This is a genomic window from Micromonospora sp. NPDC047134, from assembly GCF_040643455.1.
In the GTDB taxonomy this organism is placed as follows: domain Bacteria; phylum Actinomycetota; class Actinomycetes; order Mycobacteriales; family Micromonosporaceae; genus Micromonospora.
The window spans coordinates 342,391-359,147 of sequence record NZ_JBEYUI010000001.1 but is presented as its reverse complement, the minus strand read 5'-3'; the positions used below and the strand labels follow the sequence as shown (position 1 = coordinate 359,147).

The 16,757-nt window shown below is 72.2% G+C and carries 20 protein-coding genes; 8 read left to right on the top strand and 12 right to left on the bottom strand.

Going from position 1 to position 16,757, the window contains the following annotated elements; translation table 11 throughout:
* Positions 1-22 precede the first annotated feature (22 nt).
* From ABZ795_RS01480 to ABZ795_RS01440, 9 genes are all read right to left on the bottom strand, one after another.
* Complete coding sequence (locus ABZ795_RS01480; protein WP_357527935.1) at positions 23-502, bottom strand: type II toxin-antitoxin system PemK/MazF family toxin; 480 nt, start codon at positions 500-502, stop codon at positions 23-25.
* Between the two features lie 79 nt (positions 503-581).
* Positions 582-968, bottom strand: a complete 387-nt coding sequence (locus ABZ795_RS01475; RefSeq protein WP_357527933.1) for a DUF2267 domain-containing protein — start codon at positions 966-968, stop codon at positions 582-584.
* Between the two features lie 50 nt (positions 969-1,018).
* A complete protein-coding gene (locus ABZ795_RS01470) occupies positions 1,019-1,588 on the bottom strand; it encodes a hypothetical protein (protein WP_357527931.1) in 570 nt (189 codons plus the stop codon).
* A gap of 14 nt (positions 1,589-1,602) precedes the next feature.
* Complete coding sequence (gene pstB / locus ABZ795_RS01465) at positions 1,603-2,415, bottom strand: phosphate ABC transporter ATP-binding protein PstB (protein ID WP_357528310.1); 813 nt, start codon at positions 2,413-2,415, stop codon at positions 1,603-1,605.
* 46 nt (positions 2,416-2,461) lie between these two features.
* Entirely contained in the window at positions 2,462-3,376 is a 915-nt protein-coding gene (pstA, locus tag ABZ795_RS01460) for a phosphate ABC transporter permease PstA (protein ID WP_327026092.1), read from the bottom strand.
* Complete coding sequence (pstC, locus tag ABZ795_RS01455) at positions 3,373-4,365, bottom strand: phosphate ABC transporter permease subunit PstC (protein ID WP_327026093.1); 993 nt, start codon at positions 4,363-4,365, stop codon at positions 3,373-3,375. Before pstC ends, pstA begins: the two co-directional genes overlap by 4 nt.
* Before the next feature lie 85 nt (positions 4,366-4,450).
* Positions 4,451-5,521: a phosphate ABC transporter substrate-binding protein PstS gene (pstS, locus tag ABZ795_RS01450; protein ID WP_357527929.1), complete on the bottom strand. Its 1,071-nt coding sequence runs from the start codon at positions 5,519-5,521 to the stop codon at positions 4,451-4,453.
* A gap of 228 nt (positions 5,522-5,749) precedes the next feature.
* A complete protein-coding gene (gene phoU / locus ABZ795_RS01445) occupies positions 5,750-6,394 on the bottom strand; it encodes a phosphate signaling complex protein PhoU (protein ID WP_357527927.1) in 645 nt (214 codons plus the stop codon).
* Positions 6,395-6,569: 175 nt separating this feature from the next.
* Positions 6,570-7,937 carry a hypothetical protein gene (locus ABZ795_RS01440; protein WP_357527925.1) on the bottom strand — a complete coding sequence of 456 codons (1,368 nt, stop codon included), beginning with the start codon at positions 7,935-7,937 and terminating at the stop codon, positions 6,570-6,572.
* A 227-nt stretch (positions 7,938-8,164) separates the two neighbouring features.
* On the opposite strand from ABZ795_RS01440, the gene ABZ795_RS01435 reads away from it, so the two are divergent.
* Together ABZ795_RS01435 and ABZ795_RS01430 are read left to right on the top strand one after the other, a co-directional pair.
* Positions 8,165-8,776 carry a class I SAM-dependent methyltransferase gene (locus tag ABZ795_RS01435; protein WP_357527923.1) on the top strand — a complete coding sequence of 204 codons (612 nt, stop codon included), beginning with the start codon at positions 8,165-8,167 and terminating at the stop codon, positions 8,774-8,776.
* 23 nt (positions 8,777-8,799) lie between these two features.
* Positions 8,800-9,423 carry a class I SAM-dependent methyltransferase gene (locus ABZ795_RS01430; RefSeq protein ID WP_357527921.1) on the top strand — a complete coding sequence of 208 codons (624 nt, stop codon included), beginning with the start codon at positions 8,800-8,802 and terminating at the stop codon, positions 9,421-9,423.
* A gap of 231 nt (positions 9,424-9,654) precedes the next feature.
* On the opposite strand, the gene ABZ795_RS01425 is transcribed toward ABZ795_RS01430, so the two are convergent.
* Positions 9,655-10,626 carry an aldo/keto reductase gene (locus ABZ795_RS01425; protein ID WP_357527919.1) on the bottom strand — a complete coding sequence of 324 codons (972 nt, stop codon included), beginning with the start codon at positions 10,624-10,626 and terminating at the stop codon, positions 9,655-9,657.
* Positions 10,627-10,680: 54 nt separating this feature from the next.
* Here ABZ795_RS01425 and ABZ795_RS01420 point away from each other — a divergent pair, with 54 nt between their 5' ends.
* The 4 genes from ABZ795_RS01420 to ABZ795_RS01405 all read left to right on the top strand — a co-directional run bounded on the left by ABZ795_RS01420 (position 10,681) and on the right by ABZ795_RS01405 (position 13,012).
* The gene (locus ABZ795_RS01420) at positions 10,681-11,046 is read left to right on the top strand and encodes a MerR family transcriptional regulator (protein ID WP_357527917.1); all 366 of its coding nucleotides are present in this window, start codon (positions 10,681-10,683) and stop codon (positions 11,044-11,046) included.
* Positions 11,047-11,122: 76 nt separating this feature from the next.
* The gene (locus ABZ795_RS01415) at positions 11,123-11,854 is read left to right on the top strand and encodes a methyltransferase domain-containing protein (protein WP_357527915.1); all 732 of its coding nucleotides are present in this window, start codon (positions 11,123-11,125) and stop codon (positions 11,852-11,854) included.
* An 82-nt stretch (positions 11,855-11,936) separates the two neighbouring features.
* On the top strand, positions 11,937-12,530 hold the full coding sequence (locus ABZ795_RS01410; RefSeq protein ID WP_357527913.1) for a dihydrofolate reductase family protein: 594 nt from the start codon (positions 11,937-11,939) through the stop codon (positions 12,528-12,530).
* Between the two features lie 32 nt (positions 12,531-12,562).
* The gene (locus tag ABZ795_RS01405) at positions 12,563-13,012 is read left to right on the top strand and encodes a GNAT family N-acetyltransferase (RefSeq protein ID WP_327026104.1); all 450 of its coding nucleotides are present in this window, start codon (positions 12,563-12,565) and stop codon (positions 13,010-13,012) included.
* A gap of 129 nt (positions 13,013-13,141) precedes the next feature.
* Here the strand turns inward: ABZ795_RS01405 and ABZ795_RS01400 are convergent, their stop codons facing one another.
* Entirely contained in the window at positions 13,142-14,047 is a 906-nt protein-coding gene (locus ABZ795_RS01400; RefSeq protein ID WP_327026105.1) for a LysR family transcriptional regulator, read from the bottom strand.
* Positions 14,048-14,117: 70 nt separating this feature from the next.
* Between ABZ795_RS01400 and ABZ795_RS01395 the strand changes: the two genes are divergently transcribed.
* Complete coding sequence (locus ABZ795_RS01395) at positions 14,118-15,011, top strand: dihydrodipicolinate synthase family protein (protein WP_357527911.1); 894 nt, start codon at positions 14,118-14,120, stop codon at positions 15,009-15,011.
* Here ABZ795_RS01395 and eccB read toward each other — a convergent pair.
* A complete protein-coding gene (gene eccB / locus ABZ795_RS01390) occupies positions 15,008-16,390 on the bottom strand; it encodes a type VII secretion protein EccB (RefSeq protein WP_357527909.1) in 1,383 nt (460 codons plus the stop codon). The genes ABZ795_RS01395 and eccB overlap by 4 nt on opposite strands.
* A gap of 184 nt (positions 16,391-16,574) precedes the next feature.
* On the opposite strand from eccB, the gene ABZ795_RS01385 reads away from it, so the two are divergent.
* Complete coding sequence (locus ABZ795_RS01385) at positions 16,575-16,751, top strand: hypothetical protein (RefSeq protein ID WP_357527907.1); 177 nt, start codon at positions 16,575-16,577, stop codon at positions 16,749-16,751.
* Positions 16,752-16,757 lie beyond the last annotated feature (6 nt).

The window sequence follows — 16,757 nt, the reverse complement described above, 5'->3', positions numbered from 1 at the left end:
CGCCCAGGTGGCGCGCAGGGGGTCAGTGCCAGCCGTAGCCGTTGCGCAGGGCGGCACCCACCCGGTCGAAACGGGCCCGGTCCAGCACCGCGCCCTCACGTCGGATGCCGTCCTCCCGCATGGTCAGCACCCGGTCCAGCCGCACCCAGCTGGGTCGGTTGTCCCGGTCCCACTCCCCCGGCCCGAGGGCCAGCCAGTGCCGCTCGCCGTCGCGATCCCGGCTGGAGAGCATCAGCCCGAACAGGGTCCTGCTGTGGCGGCCCACCACCAGCACCGGCCGGTCCTTACCCTGGCGGGGATCGTCCTCGTAGGACACCCAGGTCCAGACGATCTCCCCCGGGTCGGCCTGGCCGTCGGGTTCCGGGGCGTAGGACAGTTGACGGCGTTGCAGCGCGTTCACCTGACGGGGCCGCGCGACCTTCGCCGGGGTCGGCCCCGAACGCCGGGGGGACGGGATCACCGCGCCGACACGAGCCGCCATACTCCTCAACAGACCTGCCACGGCGGGCAGCCTACCGGCCGGGGCCCACCCGCCCGGCGGCAGGGAGGCGTACCCGACCGGACTGCTGGCCGCCGGCCGCTCAGGGCCAGGTCTGGTCCGGCCCGGCGACCGGATCCACGGTGCCGTCCGGGGCCGTGGGCAGCCCGGCCACCAGGGCCCGGAACTCGTCGACGGTGACGGCCTCGCGCAGGGTCGCGAAGACCGCCGCCGCCCCGAGGCCCGCCGTCTGCTCGTCCACTCCGGCCCGGGCCCCCACCCGGCGCAGGAAGTCCCCCGGTCCGTCGGTGAGCAGTTCACCGGAGGACCCGCTCAACTCCTGCGGCAGGTACCCGGTGGGATCGGTCGTCGGCTCGCCGGTCATCCGCTCCGCCAGGGTGCCCAGCACCGCACGGGCCACCGCGGCGGACAGGTCCTTCGACAGCCCGGACCGACGCGACACCGCGTCGACGAACAGGGGAAACCGCACCGCACCCTCCCCTCGTCACGAGCGGCGCTGGTTACCCCCGCCCGGTCCGACTAAACGACGGCCCCTCCTCGGTCGGGGCGCGAGCGGCGGGCCGCGTGCCAGTCGGCGGCCCGATCCGGGTCCACCCGGTAGCACCGCTCGCGGGGGGCCTCCGGCCGCCCGGGTACCCGGTCGAAGGGAAGGCCCCGCCTCGGGTAGTCATGGTGGATCTTCAACACCCGGGTCAGTCCCGCCATCGCCCCGACGATCTTCTGCCGGGGCAGCCCGGTGCGTCGGCTCAACTCCTCGACGGTGAACTGTCGTCCCGGCTCGGCAGCCAGGGCGTCGAGCATCGCCGCGACCGTACGGTGGGTGGCGCTGCGGCCCAGGCTGAACCGCCGCAGGTCCTCGACCGTCCACCCCTCGGCCGGGGCCTCGGGCCCGGGAGGGGGGCGGCGTCGCGACACCGATCTGTGTCGCCGCTGGGCTTCCAGGTCGGTCAGCAGGCGGGTGACCTGCGGCAGGTACGCCACCGGCACGGCCACCAGGACCACGGCGGCGTCCGGTTGCAGGGCGCCGACGTCCAGCAGGGCCTCGGCGGCGTACGGGTGATGGTGTCCGCGTACCCGATGAGCGGCCAACGCGACGCCGTCACTCAGCCGAAGCGACCGGTGATGTAGTCCTCCGTACGCTTGTCCGCGGGGTTGGTGAACAACTTGCCGGTCTGGCTGTACTCCACCAGCCGGCCGTGCCGCACCTGCTGGTCGTCCACCTCGGCGGTGAAGAAGGCGGTGTAGTGGCTGACCCGGGCCGCCTGTTGCATGTTGTGGGTGACGATCACGATGGTGTAGTCGCTGGTCAGCTCGGTCATCAGGTCCTCGATCTTCGCCGTGGCGATCGGGTCGAGCGCCGAGCAGGGCTCGTCCATCAGGATCACCTCGGGCTTGACCGCGATGGTCCGGGCGATGCACAGCCGCTGCTGCTGACCGCCGGACAGGGCCAGGGCGCTCTTGCGCAGCTTGTCCTTCACCTCGTCGAAGAGGGCCGCCTTGGTCAGGGCCTCCTCGACATGGTCGTCCAGGCGGCCCTTGATGCCGTTGATCCGCAGCCCGTAGGCGACATTGTCGAAGATGGACTTCGGGAAGGGGTTGGGCTTCTGGAACACCATGCCGATGCGGCGGCGGACCTGGATCGGGTCGACGTCGCGGGCGTACAGGTCCTGGCCGTGGAAGGAGACCTCGCCACTGACCCGGGCACCCGGGATGGGGTCGTTCATCCGGTTCAGGGCCCGCAGCACTGTCGACTTGCCACAGCCCGAGGGCCCGATCATCGCGGTGACCTGGTTCTGCTGGATCGGCATGGTGGTGCCGCGAACCGCCTCGTAGCTGCCGTAGTAGACGCTGACGTCGCGCAGCTGCATCACCGGCGCCTCGGTGAACTCGGCGACGCTGTTGCCCGCGGCGTGCATCGCTACGGACGGACGGGTGGTCAGGGTGGTGTCGTAGCTGGCCATGTCAGCGCTCCTTGATGGCGAACCGGCTGGAGATGAAACGAGCGATGATCGTGAAGCTGAGCACGATCACGATGAGGGTCAGGGCCGCGCCCCAGGCCCGGTCCTGGGCGGCCGGGAAGGAGGTGCTGGCGTTGCGGAAGATCTGCGCCGGCAGGGCGGTGTTGGAGCCGTCGAAGAGGTTCCAGTTGGGGGTGAAGACGATGCCGGTGACGATGATGATCGGCGCGGTCTCGCCGGCCGCGCGGGCCACCGCCAGCAGGGACCCGCTGGTGATGCCGGAGATCGCCGCCGGCAGCACCACCGTCAGGGTGGTCTTCCACTTGCGCGCACCCAGGGCCATGCTGGCCTGGCGCAACTCGTCGGGGACCAGCCGGAGCATCTCCTCGCTGCTGCGGATGACCACCGGCAGCATCAGGCAGGCCAGGGCCAGCGCCCCGGCGAACCCGGTCTGCTGGCCGACGAGCAGCACCCAGCTGAGATAGACGAAAAGCCCCATCACGATGGACGGGACACCGGTCATCACGTCGGCCATCAGCCGGATCACCCGGGCCAGTGGCCGCTGCTTGCCGTACTCGTTGAGGTAGATCGCCCCGAAGACCCCCAGCGGGATCGCCATCAGCGCGGCGGCCCCCGTGATGAGCAGGGTGCCGACGATGGCCGGCGCCATCCCGCCGCCCACCCGGCGGTACGAGTTCGGGATGTCCTCGGTCAGGAAGGACAGGTTCATCACCCCCGCTCCCTTGCTGACGACCGTGTAGGTCACCAGGGCCAAGGGGATGACGGCGAGCAGCACGGCGCCCCAGATGAGGGCTGTGGCGAGGTGGTTGGTGAAGCGGCGGCGACCCGACAGGGCGGCCCGGGTCAGGTCGGGTCCGCTGGTTGCCGGGCGGGTGGCCGGGGGTGCGGTGACGCTCACGCGACGCTTCCCTTCATCCGGGCCTCGGCCCGACGGACGACCGTCCGGGCCAGCACGTTGATCAGCACCGTCATCGCGAACAGCACCACCCCGAGGCCGATCAGGGCGGCGGTGAAGGTGCCGGTGGATTCACCGAACTGCTGCACGATGACGGCGGCCATCGAGTTGCCGGGGGCGAACAGGTTGGCGGAGATGTTCGTGGCCCCGCCGATGACCAGGGCCACCGCGATCGTCTCCCCCATCGCCCGGCCCAAACCGAGCATCACCGCGCCGACGAGACCGCCGAAGCTGTGCGGGAACACCGCGCCCCGGATCATCTCCCAGCGGGTGGCGCCGAGGGCCAGGGCGGCGTCCTTGTCCGCGCGGGGCACCGTGCTGAACACCTCGCGGGTGATCGAGGTGATGATCGGCGTGACCATGATCGCCAGGATGAGACCGGCCGTCATGAAGTTGCGACCGCTGCTGACCGGGCCGAAGATGCTGCCCAGCACCGGGACGCCGCCGAAGACCTCGTGGGCCCACTGGTAGACCGGGACCATGGCGGGGGCGACGACCAGGATGCCCCACAGGCCGAACACCACCGAGGGTACGGCGGCCAGCAGGTCGATCACGGTGACCGCCGGTCCGCGCAGTCGGCGCGGCGCCAGCTCGGTGAGGAACAGCGCGATGCCGACCGAGACCGGCACGGCGAACAGCAGGGCGATCAGCGACGAGACGGCCGTGCCGTACGCGAAGGACAGCGCGCCGAAGATGGCGTCGCCGGCTGCCGGGTTCGGGTCCCAGGTCCGCTCGGTGAGAAAGCGCAGGCCCATCGCGTCGAAGGCCGGCCAGGCCTCGCGGACGGTGGTGATCAGGATCAGCCCGAGGATCGCCAGCACCAGCAGACCGGTGCCCAGGGTCCACCAGGAGAAGAGGCGGTCGCCGAGGGCGCTGCCGCCGCGGTGGGCCAGCGTCGACCGGGAGACGGGGGTCTTGTTCGTCAAGGTCATCTTCACTCCAGCTCGGGTACCCCGCTGGGGACGGGATCCGGTGATCCCGTCCCCAACTGGACGCCCTCTGCGATCTTGGTCTCGATCAGCTCTGGATCTTGTCGACCTGGGCCAGTGCCTTCTCCTTGAGGGAGGCCGGCAGCGGCGCGAAGTCGATCTCCTTGGCCAGCTCCTGGCCGTCGTTGAGCAGGTAGGTGAGGAAGCCCTTGACCAGGTCCGCCTTGGCGGCGTCACCGTAGGAGGTCTGCACGATGATGAAGGTCGGCGCGGTGATCGGGTACGCGGTGGCACCGGCGGCGTTGAGCGGGTTGTAGCTCAGGTCCTCGGCGATCTCGGCGCCCTCCAGCCCGGCGGTGGTGCCCTCCAGGGTCGGCTCGACGAACTGGCCGTCCTTGTTCTTGATGGCGGCGAACTTCAGGCCGGTGGCCTTGGCGTCGCTGAGGTCCACGTAACCCACGGCACCGTTGGTCTGCTGCACGATCTGCGCGACACCGGTGTTCTTCTCGCCGCCCTGGGTGTTGGCCGGCCAGTTCACGGTGTCACCGCTGCCGAGCTTCCAGGTGCCCGCTGCGGCGGCCTCGAGGTACTTGGTGAAGTTGCTGGTGGTACCCGAGCCGTCCGAGCGGTGCGCGACGACGATCGGGGTGTTGGGCAGTTCCACACCCGGGTTGTCCGCCTTGATCGCGGCATCGTCCCAGGTCTTGATGTCGGTCTGGAAGATCTTGGCGAGGGTCTCCGGGCTGAGCTGGAGCTTGTCCACGCCCTGCAGGTGGTAGGAGACCGTGATCGGCGCCGCCACCGTCGGGATGTAGAGGAAGGAGCCCGGCGCCACGCCGTCGGTCTCCTTGACCAGGCTGTCCGTACCGGCGAAGTCGACCAGACCCTCACCGAACTGCTTCTTGCCGGTGCCCGAGCCGGTCGCGTTGTAGGTGACCGTCACCTTGCCGGCCTCATCCTTGAAGGCCTCGACGACCTCCTGGTAGTAGGCGTCGGGGAAGCTCGCCCCGGACGCCTTCAACTCGCCGGACAGGTTCGCGTAAGCGCCGTCGCCGCCGCTGGGCTCCGTGCTGTTGTCGTTGCTTGCGCAGCCGGTAAGCGCGAGCGCGGCAAGCGCGACGCCAGCGAGGACGCGCCGCGAAAGCACGTTGCGGTTCACCAGGTAAGCCTCTCTATCGGGGTGCATCAGCCCGTCCGGGCCGTACGAGAGTCAAGGTGCCAGGCCCAGGTAGCCGGACCCCTGGAACCAGGTGAACGAAGAGTGAACTCGGTGTCCCCGGTGGTGGCCCACCGGCGACGAGATGTGACGTTCCGGCACCTGGGCGCCGGATGTCCGGATAAGGCCGGCCTGATCAGCGCCGGAGGGACCCTGCGGCAACCGCCGGTTTCAGCGCCGCAGGGTTCCGGCGTCCAGGTCGACGATCTGGCGGGCGACGTTCACCGCCTGGTCGGCGTACCGCTCGTAGTAGCGGCCGACCAGCGCCAGGTCGATCGCGGACTCCACCCCGTAGGGCCACTCGGAGACCAGCATCGACAGCAGGCTTTCCTGCGCGGCGTCCACCTCGTCGTCGTCGAGCCCGAACTGCATGGCGTCCAGCCGGTCGCGGGTGGCCAGCAGCACGGTCGTCTTGTCGGCCATCCGGGCCGCCGCCTCCGCCATCTGGGCCAGCACCGGCACCGCCGGCTGCGGCACCACCCCCACCGGGTGGCGCATCAGGACCACCTTCGCGATGTGCGCGGCCAGGTCACCCATCCGTTCCAGAGCGGCGGCGATCCGCAGCGCGGACAGCACCAGCCGCAGGTCGGAGGCGACCGGCTGGTGCCGTACCAGCACCTCGGGGATCATCTGCTCGGCCTGCGCGCGGCAGCGGTCCAGGACGAGGTCACCGGCGATCACCGTCTCGGCGGCGTACCGGTCGACGTCCAGCAGGGCGACGCTGGCCTGCCGGATCGCCGTACCGGCGTCGCGGCTCATCCTGGCCAGGACCCCGGTGAGGCGGTCGAGGCGCTCGTCGAAGCTGTCCCGACCCATCGCTCCTCCGTTGGCGTACCCGGGGCCGCGGCCGTCCCGCCGACACACCGACGGCGCTGCCAGCGCGTCCGCCGGGCCCTGGCCAGCAACCTACCCGCCGAATCCGTCCCGCGCCCGCCGGCCGATGTCAGCCGGGGTCCCGGCTGTGCACCAGCCGTCAATCGAGGGCTCGTCCCTACGTCTCGGCGAGCAGGTCCAGTAGGAGGGCGGCGGTCCAACTGAAGGCCGGGGAGCCCAGACCAGCCCCGGTCTCCGGGTGGAAGTACTCGTGGCACCCCGCGGTAGCCACCGCCTCGATCATCGAGGTGGCCAGGCCGTCGGCCAACCGGGGGTGACCGTGGGTCAGCAGCCCGCACCGGATCAGCCAGGTGATGTTCATCCAGCTGGGGCCCCGCCAGTAGCGCAGCGGCTCGAAGTCGGCCGCGGTGCGGTCGTGGCTGGGCAGCGGCCGGGCCATCCGGGCAGCCAGCCCGAAGCGGGATGAGCCGGCCTCGGCGAGAATCGCCTCGACCTGCTCCGCCGGCAGGTCGGGCAGGATCACCGGCGTCAGCCCGAGCACCGTCCGGGCCGGGGTCAGTCGGCCGGTACGCAGATCGCGGGGGTGGAAGGTGCCGGTTCTCGGGTCGTACAGCCGGTCCACCAGGGCGGTGGTGATCCGGGCGGCCCGCCGGTGGTGCGGGCCGGGATCCGCCCCGATCTCCCGGGCGATCTGCGCCAGGGCCGACTCGGCCGCCCCCATGGCCGCGTTGAACAGCGGACACTCCACCAGGAAGGGATGCCGATCGGCCAGGTCCTCGTCCCGGTAACCCCCCGCCCGATAGGCGGTGACGAGCGCGACGTAGCGGGCGTAGTCCAGGTCCGTGGGGCGGTGCGCGGCCGCGGCGTGCACGATGTCGCGCCGACGGTACGCACCCGGCACCGCCTCCTCGGTCGGCACGACGGCCAGCGGCTCGTCCCAGGCCGGGCTGTTGTCCAGGCCGGACTCCCAGGGGTGCACGATGCTGGCCAACCCGGCACCACCGAGGTCCCGACGGCTGCTCAGGTAGTGCTGCTGGGCCACCAGGCGCGGATAGAGCCGGCCCAGGGCGGCACGGCCCCGCTCGGAGGGTGCCCGGCGGTAGGCGTGCCAGGCGGCCAGCGCGTGCACCGGCGGCTGGACCAGCCCGGAGGTGGCCCGGGCCGGCGCCCCCTCGATCAGCGTCGAGCCCCAGAACCGAGGCCCCGGGAAGTACGCCTCGTCGGACACCACGGGGTTGAAGACGATGTGCGGCACCCGCCCGTCGCGCCACTGCGCCTCGAACAGGCTGGTCAGCTCCGACCAGGTGCGCTCCGGGCGGAGGTGGGCCCAGCCGATCGCGATGAAGGCCGAATCCCAGCTCCACTGGTGCGGGTAGAGGGTCCGGGAGGGCACGGTGTGCTCCTGCGCCCAGTTGGCCTCCAGGGTGGCCCGGGCCAGGGCGACCAGCCCGGAGTAATCCCGTGGTGGGCGGTCGACAGCCGGGGTCGGCACCGGCTCGACCGGCGGCCCGACGCGTTCAACCATGTGTCACTTCCCGGTAGCGCTGGGCTTCAGAATAGAGCCCGGCGACCGCGGCACGCATCGAGGGCGGTAGGTTCCGGCGACACCGCCGCCGCCCTGCGGGGTGAGCGGCCCCGGCGGGATAATCTATGAACCGACGCATACCGGTCGAAGATTTTCGATGGACCGCGTCGATCCTCGGGCCCGGGGCGCCGCGGGTCGAGTGGCACCACGAGGCAGAGGAGCCCCGGATGAAGCAGTCGCGGCAGGGACCCGCCGGCACCGAGGGTGTGGACTACACCGAGAGGTTGCAGCAGCTCAGCGGTGCTCGCTGGAAGCAGGTCCTGGACGTGCAGGCCCCCTACCGGTGGAACCTGCGGCGGCTGCGACTGGGCCGGACCCTGGATGTCGGCTCGGGACTCGGCCGCAACCTGATCAACCTGGGCGAGGGCGCAGTCGGGGTGGACCACAACCCGACCTCGGTGGCGCACAGCCGCGCGCTCGGTCTCCAGGCGTACACCACGGAGGAGTTCTTCGCCTCCGAGCACGCCCGGCCGGGCACCTTCGACTCCCTGCTGGCCGCGCACCTGCTGGAGCACATGCCGGCCGAGCAGGCCCGCGAGGTGGTCGCCTCCTACCTGCCCTTCGTCCGCTCCGGCGGCCGGGCGGTCTTCATCACCCCGCAGGAACGGGGGTACGACAGCGACTCCTCGCACGTCCGGTTCGTCGGTTTCGCCGAGGCCGCCGAGGACTGCCGGGCCCTGGGCCTTACCGTGCAGCGGCAGTACTCCTTCCCGTTCCCCCGGGCCGCCGGGCGGGTGTTCACCTACAACGAGTTCGTGACGGTGGCCCGACTGCCCTGACCAGCCCTGGATACGGTGGTCCGATGAGCGAGCACAGCACCGCCACGGGCCGACCGACCCGTTGGGCCACCGACACCGGGCCGGAGCACTCCCAGTGGTACGTCGACCGGTTCCGGAACCTGGCCGCCGAGGGGGCCGACCTGGCCGGTGAGGCCCGACTGGTCGACGCGCTGGTGCCACCCCGTTCGCGGATCCTCGATGCCGGTTGCGGCACCGGCCGGGTCGGCGCCGAACTGGCCGCCCGGGGCCACACGGTCGTCGGGGTGGACGCCGACCCGGTGCTGGTCGAGGCCGCCCGCGCCGACCATCCCGGGCCGCGCTGGCTGGTGGCCGACCTGGCGGAGCTGGATCTGACGGCGGCCGGCGAGCCGGAGCCGTTCGACGCGGCCGTGCTGGCCGGCAACGTGATGACCTTCGTGGCCGCCGGCACCGAGGTGGCGGTGCTGCGCCGGGTGGCCGCCCACCTGCGCCCGGACGGGGTGATCGCGGTCGGCTTCGGCACCGACCGGGGCTATTCGCTGCGCGACTTCGACGACCATGTGGCCGCCGCCGGGCTGCACGCAGAGCACCGCTTCGCCACCTGGGACCTGCGCCCGTGGCACGAGGGCGCGGACTTCGCCGTCAGCGTGCTACGCCGCCCAGCCTGACCACGTCACGAGTCGCGGGCCGCGCCGCCCTCCTGACCGACCGCGGCCCCGCCGCGCTTCTGACCGGGTACGGCCTCGCCGCGGGACGTGCGGCCCGGCCTCGCGGACCGGTCCGGTCGGCGGAGGTCGGCGTGGCGGCGGGACCGGTTCCCACGGGGGCAGCCGACCCGGCCCTGGCCCGAGGCACGGCCCGGTGCCGTGGGTCAGGGCCGGGTCGGCTGGGGTGGGCGGTCAGTCCGCCGAGTTCAGCCGGGCCAGGTGCGCCTCCTCGAGGGTGAGGGCGACCCCCTCCAGGGCGGTGTCCAGCTGGTGCAGTTTGCTGCCGCCGAGGATGGGTCGGATGCCCTGGCTGACCAGCCAGGCCAGCACCACCTGGCTGCGGGTGGCGCCGGTGGCGCGGGCCACCTCCTGAAGCGCCGCCAGCCGGCGGGTGTTGCCCGGGTGGTCGTAGACCTGCGGGATCGGCTTGGCCGGATTGTCGTACGCCCCGGTGAGCAGCGGGGTGTAGGCCCAGACCTCCATCCGGTGGGCGCGGGCGAAGTCGAGTTGCTCGTCGCTGAGCACCCCGTGCGGGTGGACCACCCCGTCGGGTCGGGTGCCGGGGCGTACCCGCAGGTAGGTGGCGTTCAGTTGGAGGGCGTCGATCGGCAGGGTGTTCCGGGTGGCCGCGTACGCCCGGGCCCGTTCGATGCGCCAGGCCGGGTGGTTGGAGGCCCCCACCCGGCGTACGGTGCCGGCGGCGACCTGCTCGGCGATGGCGTCCACTGTCTCCTCGATGGGGGTGGCCCGGTCCTCCTGGTGCAGCCAGAGCAGGTCGACCTGCTCGACCCCCAGCCGGTCCAGGCTGCCGGCGAAGGCCTCACTGATCGCCCGGCGGCTCAGCCCCGCCCGGTGCTGCGGCCAGGAACCCTGCCACAGGGGTTCCGCGCCGACCTTGGTGGCGATGCGTACCCGCTCCCGCATCCCGGGTCGGGCGGCGAGCCAGCGGCCGAGGACCCGCTCGCTGTCCCCGCCCCGCCCGTCCGGGCTCAGCCAGAAGGTGTAGCAGTCGGCGGTGTCGATCCATTCGCCGCCGCCTTCCACGAACCGGTCCAGCAGGGCGAAGGAGGTCTTCTCGTCCACCAGGGTGCCGAAGGTCATCGCGCCGAGCACGAGAGCGGAGACGGGCGGGCGTGGAGTCTCATCGAGGTGAGCCGAAGTCATGGGACCACGATTCAACCTGGAGTGCGCTCCAGGTCAAGCGGTACGGTCGCACGGGTGACGACGTACACCCCCGCCGAGGCCGCCCGACGCAGCGGCTTCTCCATCGACACCCTGCGGTACTACGAGCGGGAGGGCATCCTGGCGCCGGTAACGCGTACCCCCGGTGGACACCGGGTGTACCGCGACAGTGACCTGTCCACCCTGGATTTTCTGCGGTGCCTGCGGGACGCGGGGATGCCCATCGAGCGGCTGCGCCGCTACGGCGAACTGTGCCGCGAACCCGACAGCGTCGCCGACCGGGTGGCCCTGCTGCGCGAACACGCCGCAGCGGTCGAGACCCAGATCGACCAGCTCCGGCTCTGGCAGGCCCGGGTCGCGGAGAAGATCGCCTGGTACGAGCAGGGACTCCAGCAGACCTGACCTCGTCGGTCGTTTCCGGTGACCTGTGCCATGTACTGCTTGCCGGTGAGTGGGTGGCGGTACTTGACTGGTCGGTATGGCGCGCATCGCATACGACGAGGCCGACGCGGCGGCCTTCGAGGCCAACCGGCACCTCACCGACGACGGCCTGGCCGCCTGGCGGGCCGCCGCCGTCCGGCACCTGGACCCCCACCCGGGGATGCGGGTGCTGGACCTGGGCTCCGGCACCGGAAGCTGGGCCCGGGCCTTCCACACCTGGTGGCCCGAGGTCGAGGTGGTAGCGGTCGAGCCTTCGGCGGCGATGCGGGCCCGCAGTGTGTTCACCCCCGTCCTGGCCGGCGACGCGGAGCAGATCCCGCTGCCCGACGGCAGCATCGACGCCGGGTGGCTCTCCACCGTCATCCACCATGTTCCCGACCTGACCGCGGCCGCACAGGAGATCCGCCGGGTGCTGCGGCCCGGCGCCCCGGTGCTGATCCGGTCGGTGTTCGCCGGCCGACCCGAGGGGATCACCCTGTTCCGCTACTTCCCGGAAGCTGTCGGGGTGCTCGACACCTATCCGAGCATCGCGCAGGTCGAGGCCGCCTTCGCCGAGGCGGGCTTCGCCACCGTGGCCGTCGAGCAGGTACCCGAACGCACCGCCGCTTCGCTGCGGGAGGCCGCCGTCGGCCTGCGACGGGAGGCGCACACCCTGCTGCAACTGATCGACGATCAGGCGTACGCCGCCGGGTTGCGGCGACTGCACCGGGCCGCCCAGGTGGAGAGTGGACCGGTGATCGACGCCCTCGATCTGCTCGTGCTGCGCTGATCGCGTTTCGGGCAACCACCGGCCGGTCGATCCACTACGGTCGTCGGCGGGCAGCAGCAATGTCGTCGCCGGAAGGACCAGGATGCCGGGTCGGTTCGTGTACTGGATGAACGTCTCCCTCGACCTGCGGATCGAGTACGCCCCGGGTGAGGCGGGCGGCGGCGACTGGATGCGCATCACCGAGTCGCTGCACCGGGTCTTCAACGAGCGGGCCCGGGCGATGTCGCTGGCGGTGGAGGGGCGCACCATCTACGAGACGATGGAGGCCTTCTGGCCGGCTGCCCGCCACGACGACTCGCTGCCGGACTTCCTGCGCGAGTACGGCGAGATCTGGACCTCGACGCCCAAGGTGCTGGTGTCGCGTACCCGCCAGCACGCCGAGCACAACACCCGGATCATCGGCGGGGAGGACGCCATCGCCCAGTTGGCGAAGCTGCGGGCCGAGGCCGAGGGTGTCATCGGGGTCGGCGGGGCCACCCTGGCCACCCAACTGCTGCGGGCCGGGCTGCTCGACGAGTTGCTGCTGTTCACCCATCCGGTCGTGCTCGGCAGCGGCCGCCCGTTGTTCGACAGCCACGACGAGCCCCTGCAACTGGACCTGCTGGAACAGGCCTCCTTCGAGGAGGGTGTGACGATGCACCGGTACGCCATCCGGGGCGCCCGCCCCGCCTCGTGAGCGTCCTCCCAGCGGGCGCGACGGACCCCATCGTGATCCGTCCTGCCCGCGACAGCGACGCCGATGCCGTGGCCGAGGTGTTCCTGGCCTCCCGGGCGGCCGCCATGCCCTACCTTCCGCGACTGTACGACGACGCGCAGACCAGGGCGTGGATCGCCCAGGTGATGTTGCCGGGCAGCACCACCTGGGTGGCCGAGTCCACCACGACCGGCCAGATCCTCGGCTTCGCCGCCCTCGACGGCGACCTGCTGGAACACCTGTACCTGCGGCCGGAGGCCCGCCGGCAGGGCATCGGCACCGCCCTGCTGGCCCAGGCCCAGCAGGCCAGCCCGGGCGGTCTCAGCCTCCGCGTCTTCACCCGCAACACCGAGGCGCGGGCGTTCTACGAGCGGCACGGTTTCCGCCCGGTCGACAGCAACGACGGCAGCCGCAACGAGGAGAACGAACCCGACCTCACCTACCACTGGCCCGGCCCACGCTGACGCCCTCCCTCCTTCAGTCTGCGCGTGTTGATCAAGAGGTTTGCGTCGCCGATCCGGCGGCGGGTGACGCAAACTTCTTGATCAACGCTGGGTGCGGCATGGGTGGGGCCAGCGCTGGGGGTGGGATCTTCAGCTGGGTGGCGGTGCTTCGGGTAGATCGGTGGCGGCGCTGCGCAGGGCGGCGACGCTGGCCAGCACGGCGGGATGGTCGGCGGAGCCCTGTCGATAGGCGATCCGGGTGCGGCGGCGGATGGTCAGGGGGACCAGGCGGGTGCCGGCGGGTGGTCCCTCGACGGCCAACTGGGGCACCAGGCCGACGCCCTGACCGGCGGCGACCAGGGCCAGCACGGCGGTGAAGTCGTCGGCGTGATGGCGGACGGTGGGGCGGAATCCGGCCAGTTCACAGGCGTGCAGGGTGACCGCGTGACAGAGGGTCCCCGGGCTGCCGATGATCCAGTCGGCGTCGCGTACCGCGCGCATCGGGTCGGCGGGCACCGGATCGGCGGCGGGTAGGGCCAGGAACACGGTCTCGTCCAGCAGTGGGGTCGAGTCCAGGGCCGGATCGGGGGCCACCGGCACTATGTCGTAGTCGTGCACGAGGGCTACGTCCAGGCGCCGCTCGCGCAGCGCGGCCGGCACCGCCACCGGGTCCAGCTCGGTGACCAGCAGATCCAGCCCGGGGTGCTCGCGGGCCAGCTCGACCAGGGCGGGCAGCAGCAGCGGACGCACCGCGCTGGGGTACGCCCCGATGCGTACCGTGCCCAGCAGTCCACCGCGAGCGGCGGCCAGGGTGGCCTCGGCGGCCTCCAGCCCGGCGAGGATCACCTCGGTGTGCCGGACCAGTGCGGTGGCGGTGGCGGTGAGGCGTACCCCTCGACCGGCTCGTTCCAGGAGCACGACGCCGGTCTCCCGTTGCAGCGCGGCCAACTGCTGGGAGACCGCGGAGGGTGAGTAGGTGTGCGCCTCGGCGACGGCGGCGATGGTGCCGAGCCGGGCCAGGTCGCGCAGCAGACGCAGGCGACGGACGTCAAGCATCAGCTCAGCTTACGGATTGGTGGAGTAATCGGAACTGGTGCTTCATCCTGTGCGGTCGCAGGCTGGTGACATGACACCGACCGGCCTGTACGTACCGCTGATCACGCCCTTCGACACGCGCGGCGAGGTCGACCAGGAGGCACTGACCCGCCTGGCCGACCAGGTGCTGGCCGAGGGGGCCGAGGGTCTGGTGGCCCTCGGCACCACCGGCGAACCGCACGCCCTCAGCGCCGCCGAGCAACGGACGGTGCTCGACCTCGTCGGGGCGACCTGTCGGCGGCACCGCGCCGGGTTCATGGTCGGCGCGCACACCGCCGAGGATCTGCGCGCCCTGGCCGGGCGGCCCGGCGTCACCGCGGCGCTCTGTCTGGTGCCGCCGTTCCTGCGACCCGGGGAGGAGGCGGTGCTGGCACACTTCGCCCGGCTGGCGGAGGTTTCCCCGGTGCCGTTGGTCGCCTACCACGTGCCGTACCGCACCGGGCAGACTCTCTCCGCCGGGGCGCTGCGTCGCCTAGCCGAGCTGCCGCAGGTGGTGGGGGTCAAGCACGCCGTCGGCGGCATCGACGCGGACACCATCGCCCTGCTGGCCGACCCGCCACCGGACTTCGCGGTGCTCGGCGGCGAGGACGCGTACCTCTCGCCGCTGCTGGCCCTCGGCGCACCCGGCGGCATCGTCGCCTCCGCGCACCTGGCCACCGCCGACCACGCCGCCCTGGTCACGGCCTGGCGCGAGGGGGATCTTCCCCGCGCCCGGCCGCTCGGGCACCGGCTCGCCACCCTCTCGGCGGCGCTGTTCGCCGAACCCAACCCGGCCGTCATCAAGGCCGTGTTGCACGCCCAGGGACGCATCCCGTCACCGGCACCGCGCCCACCACTGCTGCCCGCCACCGCCGAGGCCACCGCCCGAGCGCTGACGTGCGCCGAGCAGCTGGCCGGGCCACGGGCCGACGCCGAGGCAGCCTAGGAGGTTACGGCCCGGCGGGCGGCCTGGGGGTCCAGGCTCGCTCCGGCCGGGACCAGGCTGACCAGGCCCGCCGGTAGCCGGACGGGACGGGTCTGCCCGTAGCCGAGCATGGCGGAGACCTCGGGGTCGGCGAGCACGTAGCGCCGCCCCAGGTCGGTGATCACGCAGAGGGCACCGCCGGACGCCCCCGGGGTCGCCACGGCCTCTACCAGGGCCCCGCGCCCCGGCTCGACCAGCACATGATCGGCCACCGTCCGACCGGCTGTCGCCGCGACGGTGGGGGTGGCGGCGGTCAGGTCCGGCAGGGTGGCGTCCAGGCGCAGGTCTACCTCGGTCGCCTCGGCACCGACGATGGCGCAGAGCACCGGGGCGGCGGGGGCGGCCAGTCGGGGCGGCGTGCTCGGGGGCGCCTCGGGGCCGGTGGGCGCGAGGTCGGGCAGCTTAGGCAGGGCGGCGAACCGCCCCAGGCTGATCTGCTCCGGGGCCCGCTGGCCGGTCCGGGTCAGTTGCAGGGCGGCCTGCAGCTCGGTGACCCCGGCTAGTCCGTCCCGCAGCACCACGGCGTACTGGCGTCCGCCGCCGGAGTTGCTGACCAGCAGGACGTCCCCGATCCGGGAGTCGGCCACCCGGTCGGAGGGCTCCCCCAGGCCGGGCAGGGTCAGGGGGGCCAGGTCCAGCCCGGCGGGCACGGTGTTGAGCACGGCCGCAGCCACCGGGACAGCCCGGGCCCGGGTCGTGGCCAGGGCGGCCAGCACCCGGTCGGGGTCGCGGATCAGGTGTCGGCGCTGCTGGCGTACCAGGTGCAGCCGGCCGTCCGGGTCCCGCAGGATCAGCGCCTCGTCGCCCAACGCCCGCCCGCCGGGGTCGCCGGTGCCGATCAGCAGCACCGACCGGGGATCGCGCCGCCCGGTCTGCGGGCCGGTCGAGCAGACCGTCCAGGGCGCGGTGGAGAGCCGGTCGGCCGCCGGCAACGAGTCGGGGGCGTCCGCGATGCCCAGGGGCAGCCCCCGGGGTACCCCGTCGATGGCCCGCCGCGACACGAGCACGGTCTTCGGCTGTTCGGCCCCGATGACCAGCAGGGCGGAGGTGTAGTTGGGCACCGGGTGCAGCCGGTCCTCCCGGTAGACGAACCGGGCCCCGGACTCCTTCTCCACGATGACGGCCGCGGTGTCGCGCCAGGTGGTGCCCCCACCGGTGAACAGGCCGTAGAGGGCGAAGCCGCCCAGCCCGATGACGGCCACCAGGACACTGGCCAGGCCCGCCCCGGCCAGCCGGCGAAACGGTGACTGGGCGGGGTCGGTCTCCCGCATCACCAGCGCGGCGACCACCCGTTGTAGGGTGAACTGGTACGAGTGCAGCTGGTCCTGCCGCGACGGCATCGCTTCCCTTCCGGCGAGCGGATCGGCGGACAGGATATGCGTTGCGTCGATGTCTCGCTGACCCTCAGTTGCGACAGCCCTCCCCTGCCCACCGCCGTCGTTCGGCATGAGCTGGGCCTTTGCCGGGTAGCTGACCCGGTAGGCCGTCCGGATCCACCCGGCGGCGGGTTCGGGAGGTGGAGGAATGCGCGCGCTGCTGTGGGTCGTCGGGGTGGTCGGGCTGATCATCCTGCTGCTCGGCCTGGTCCTGGAGGCCGTCCGCTGGCTGGTGATCATCGGGTTGATCGCGCTGGCCGTGGTGATCGTCCTGGCCTTCGTGCGGGGTCGCCAGTCGGCGCAGAACTACCCGAGTCGGCACTGATCAGAC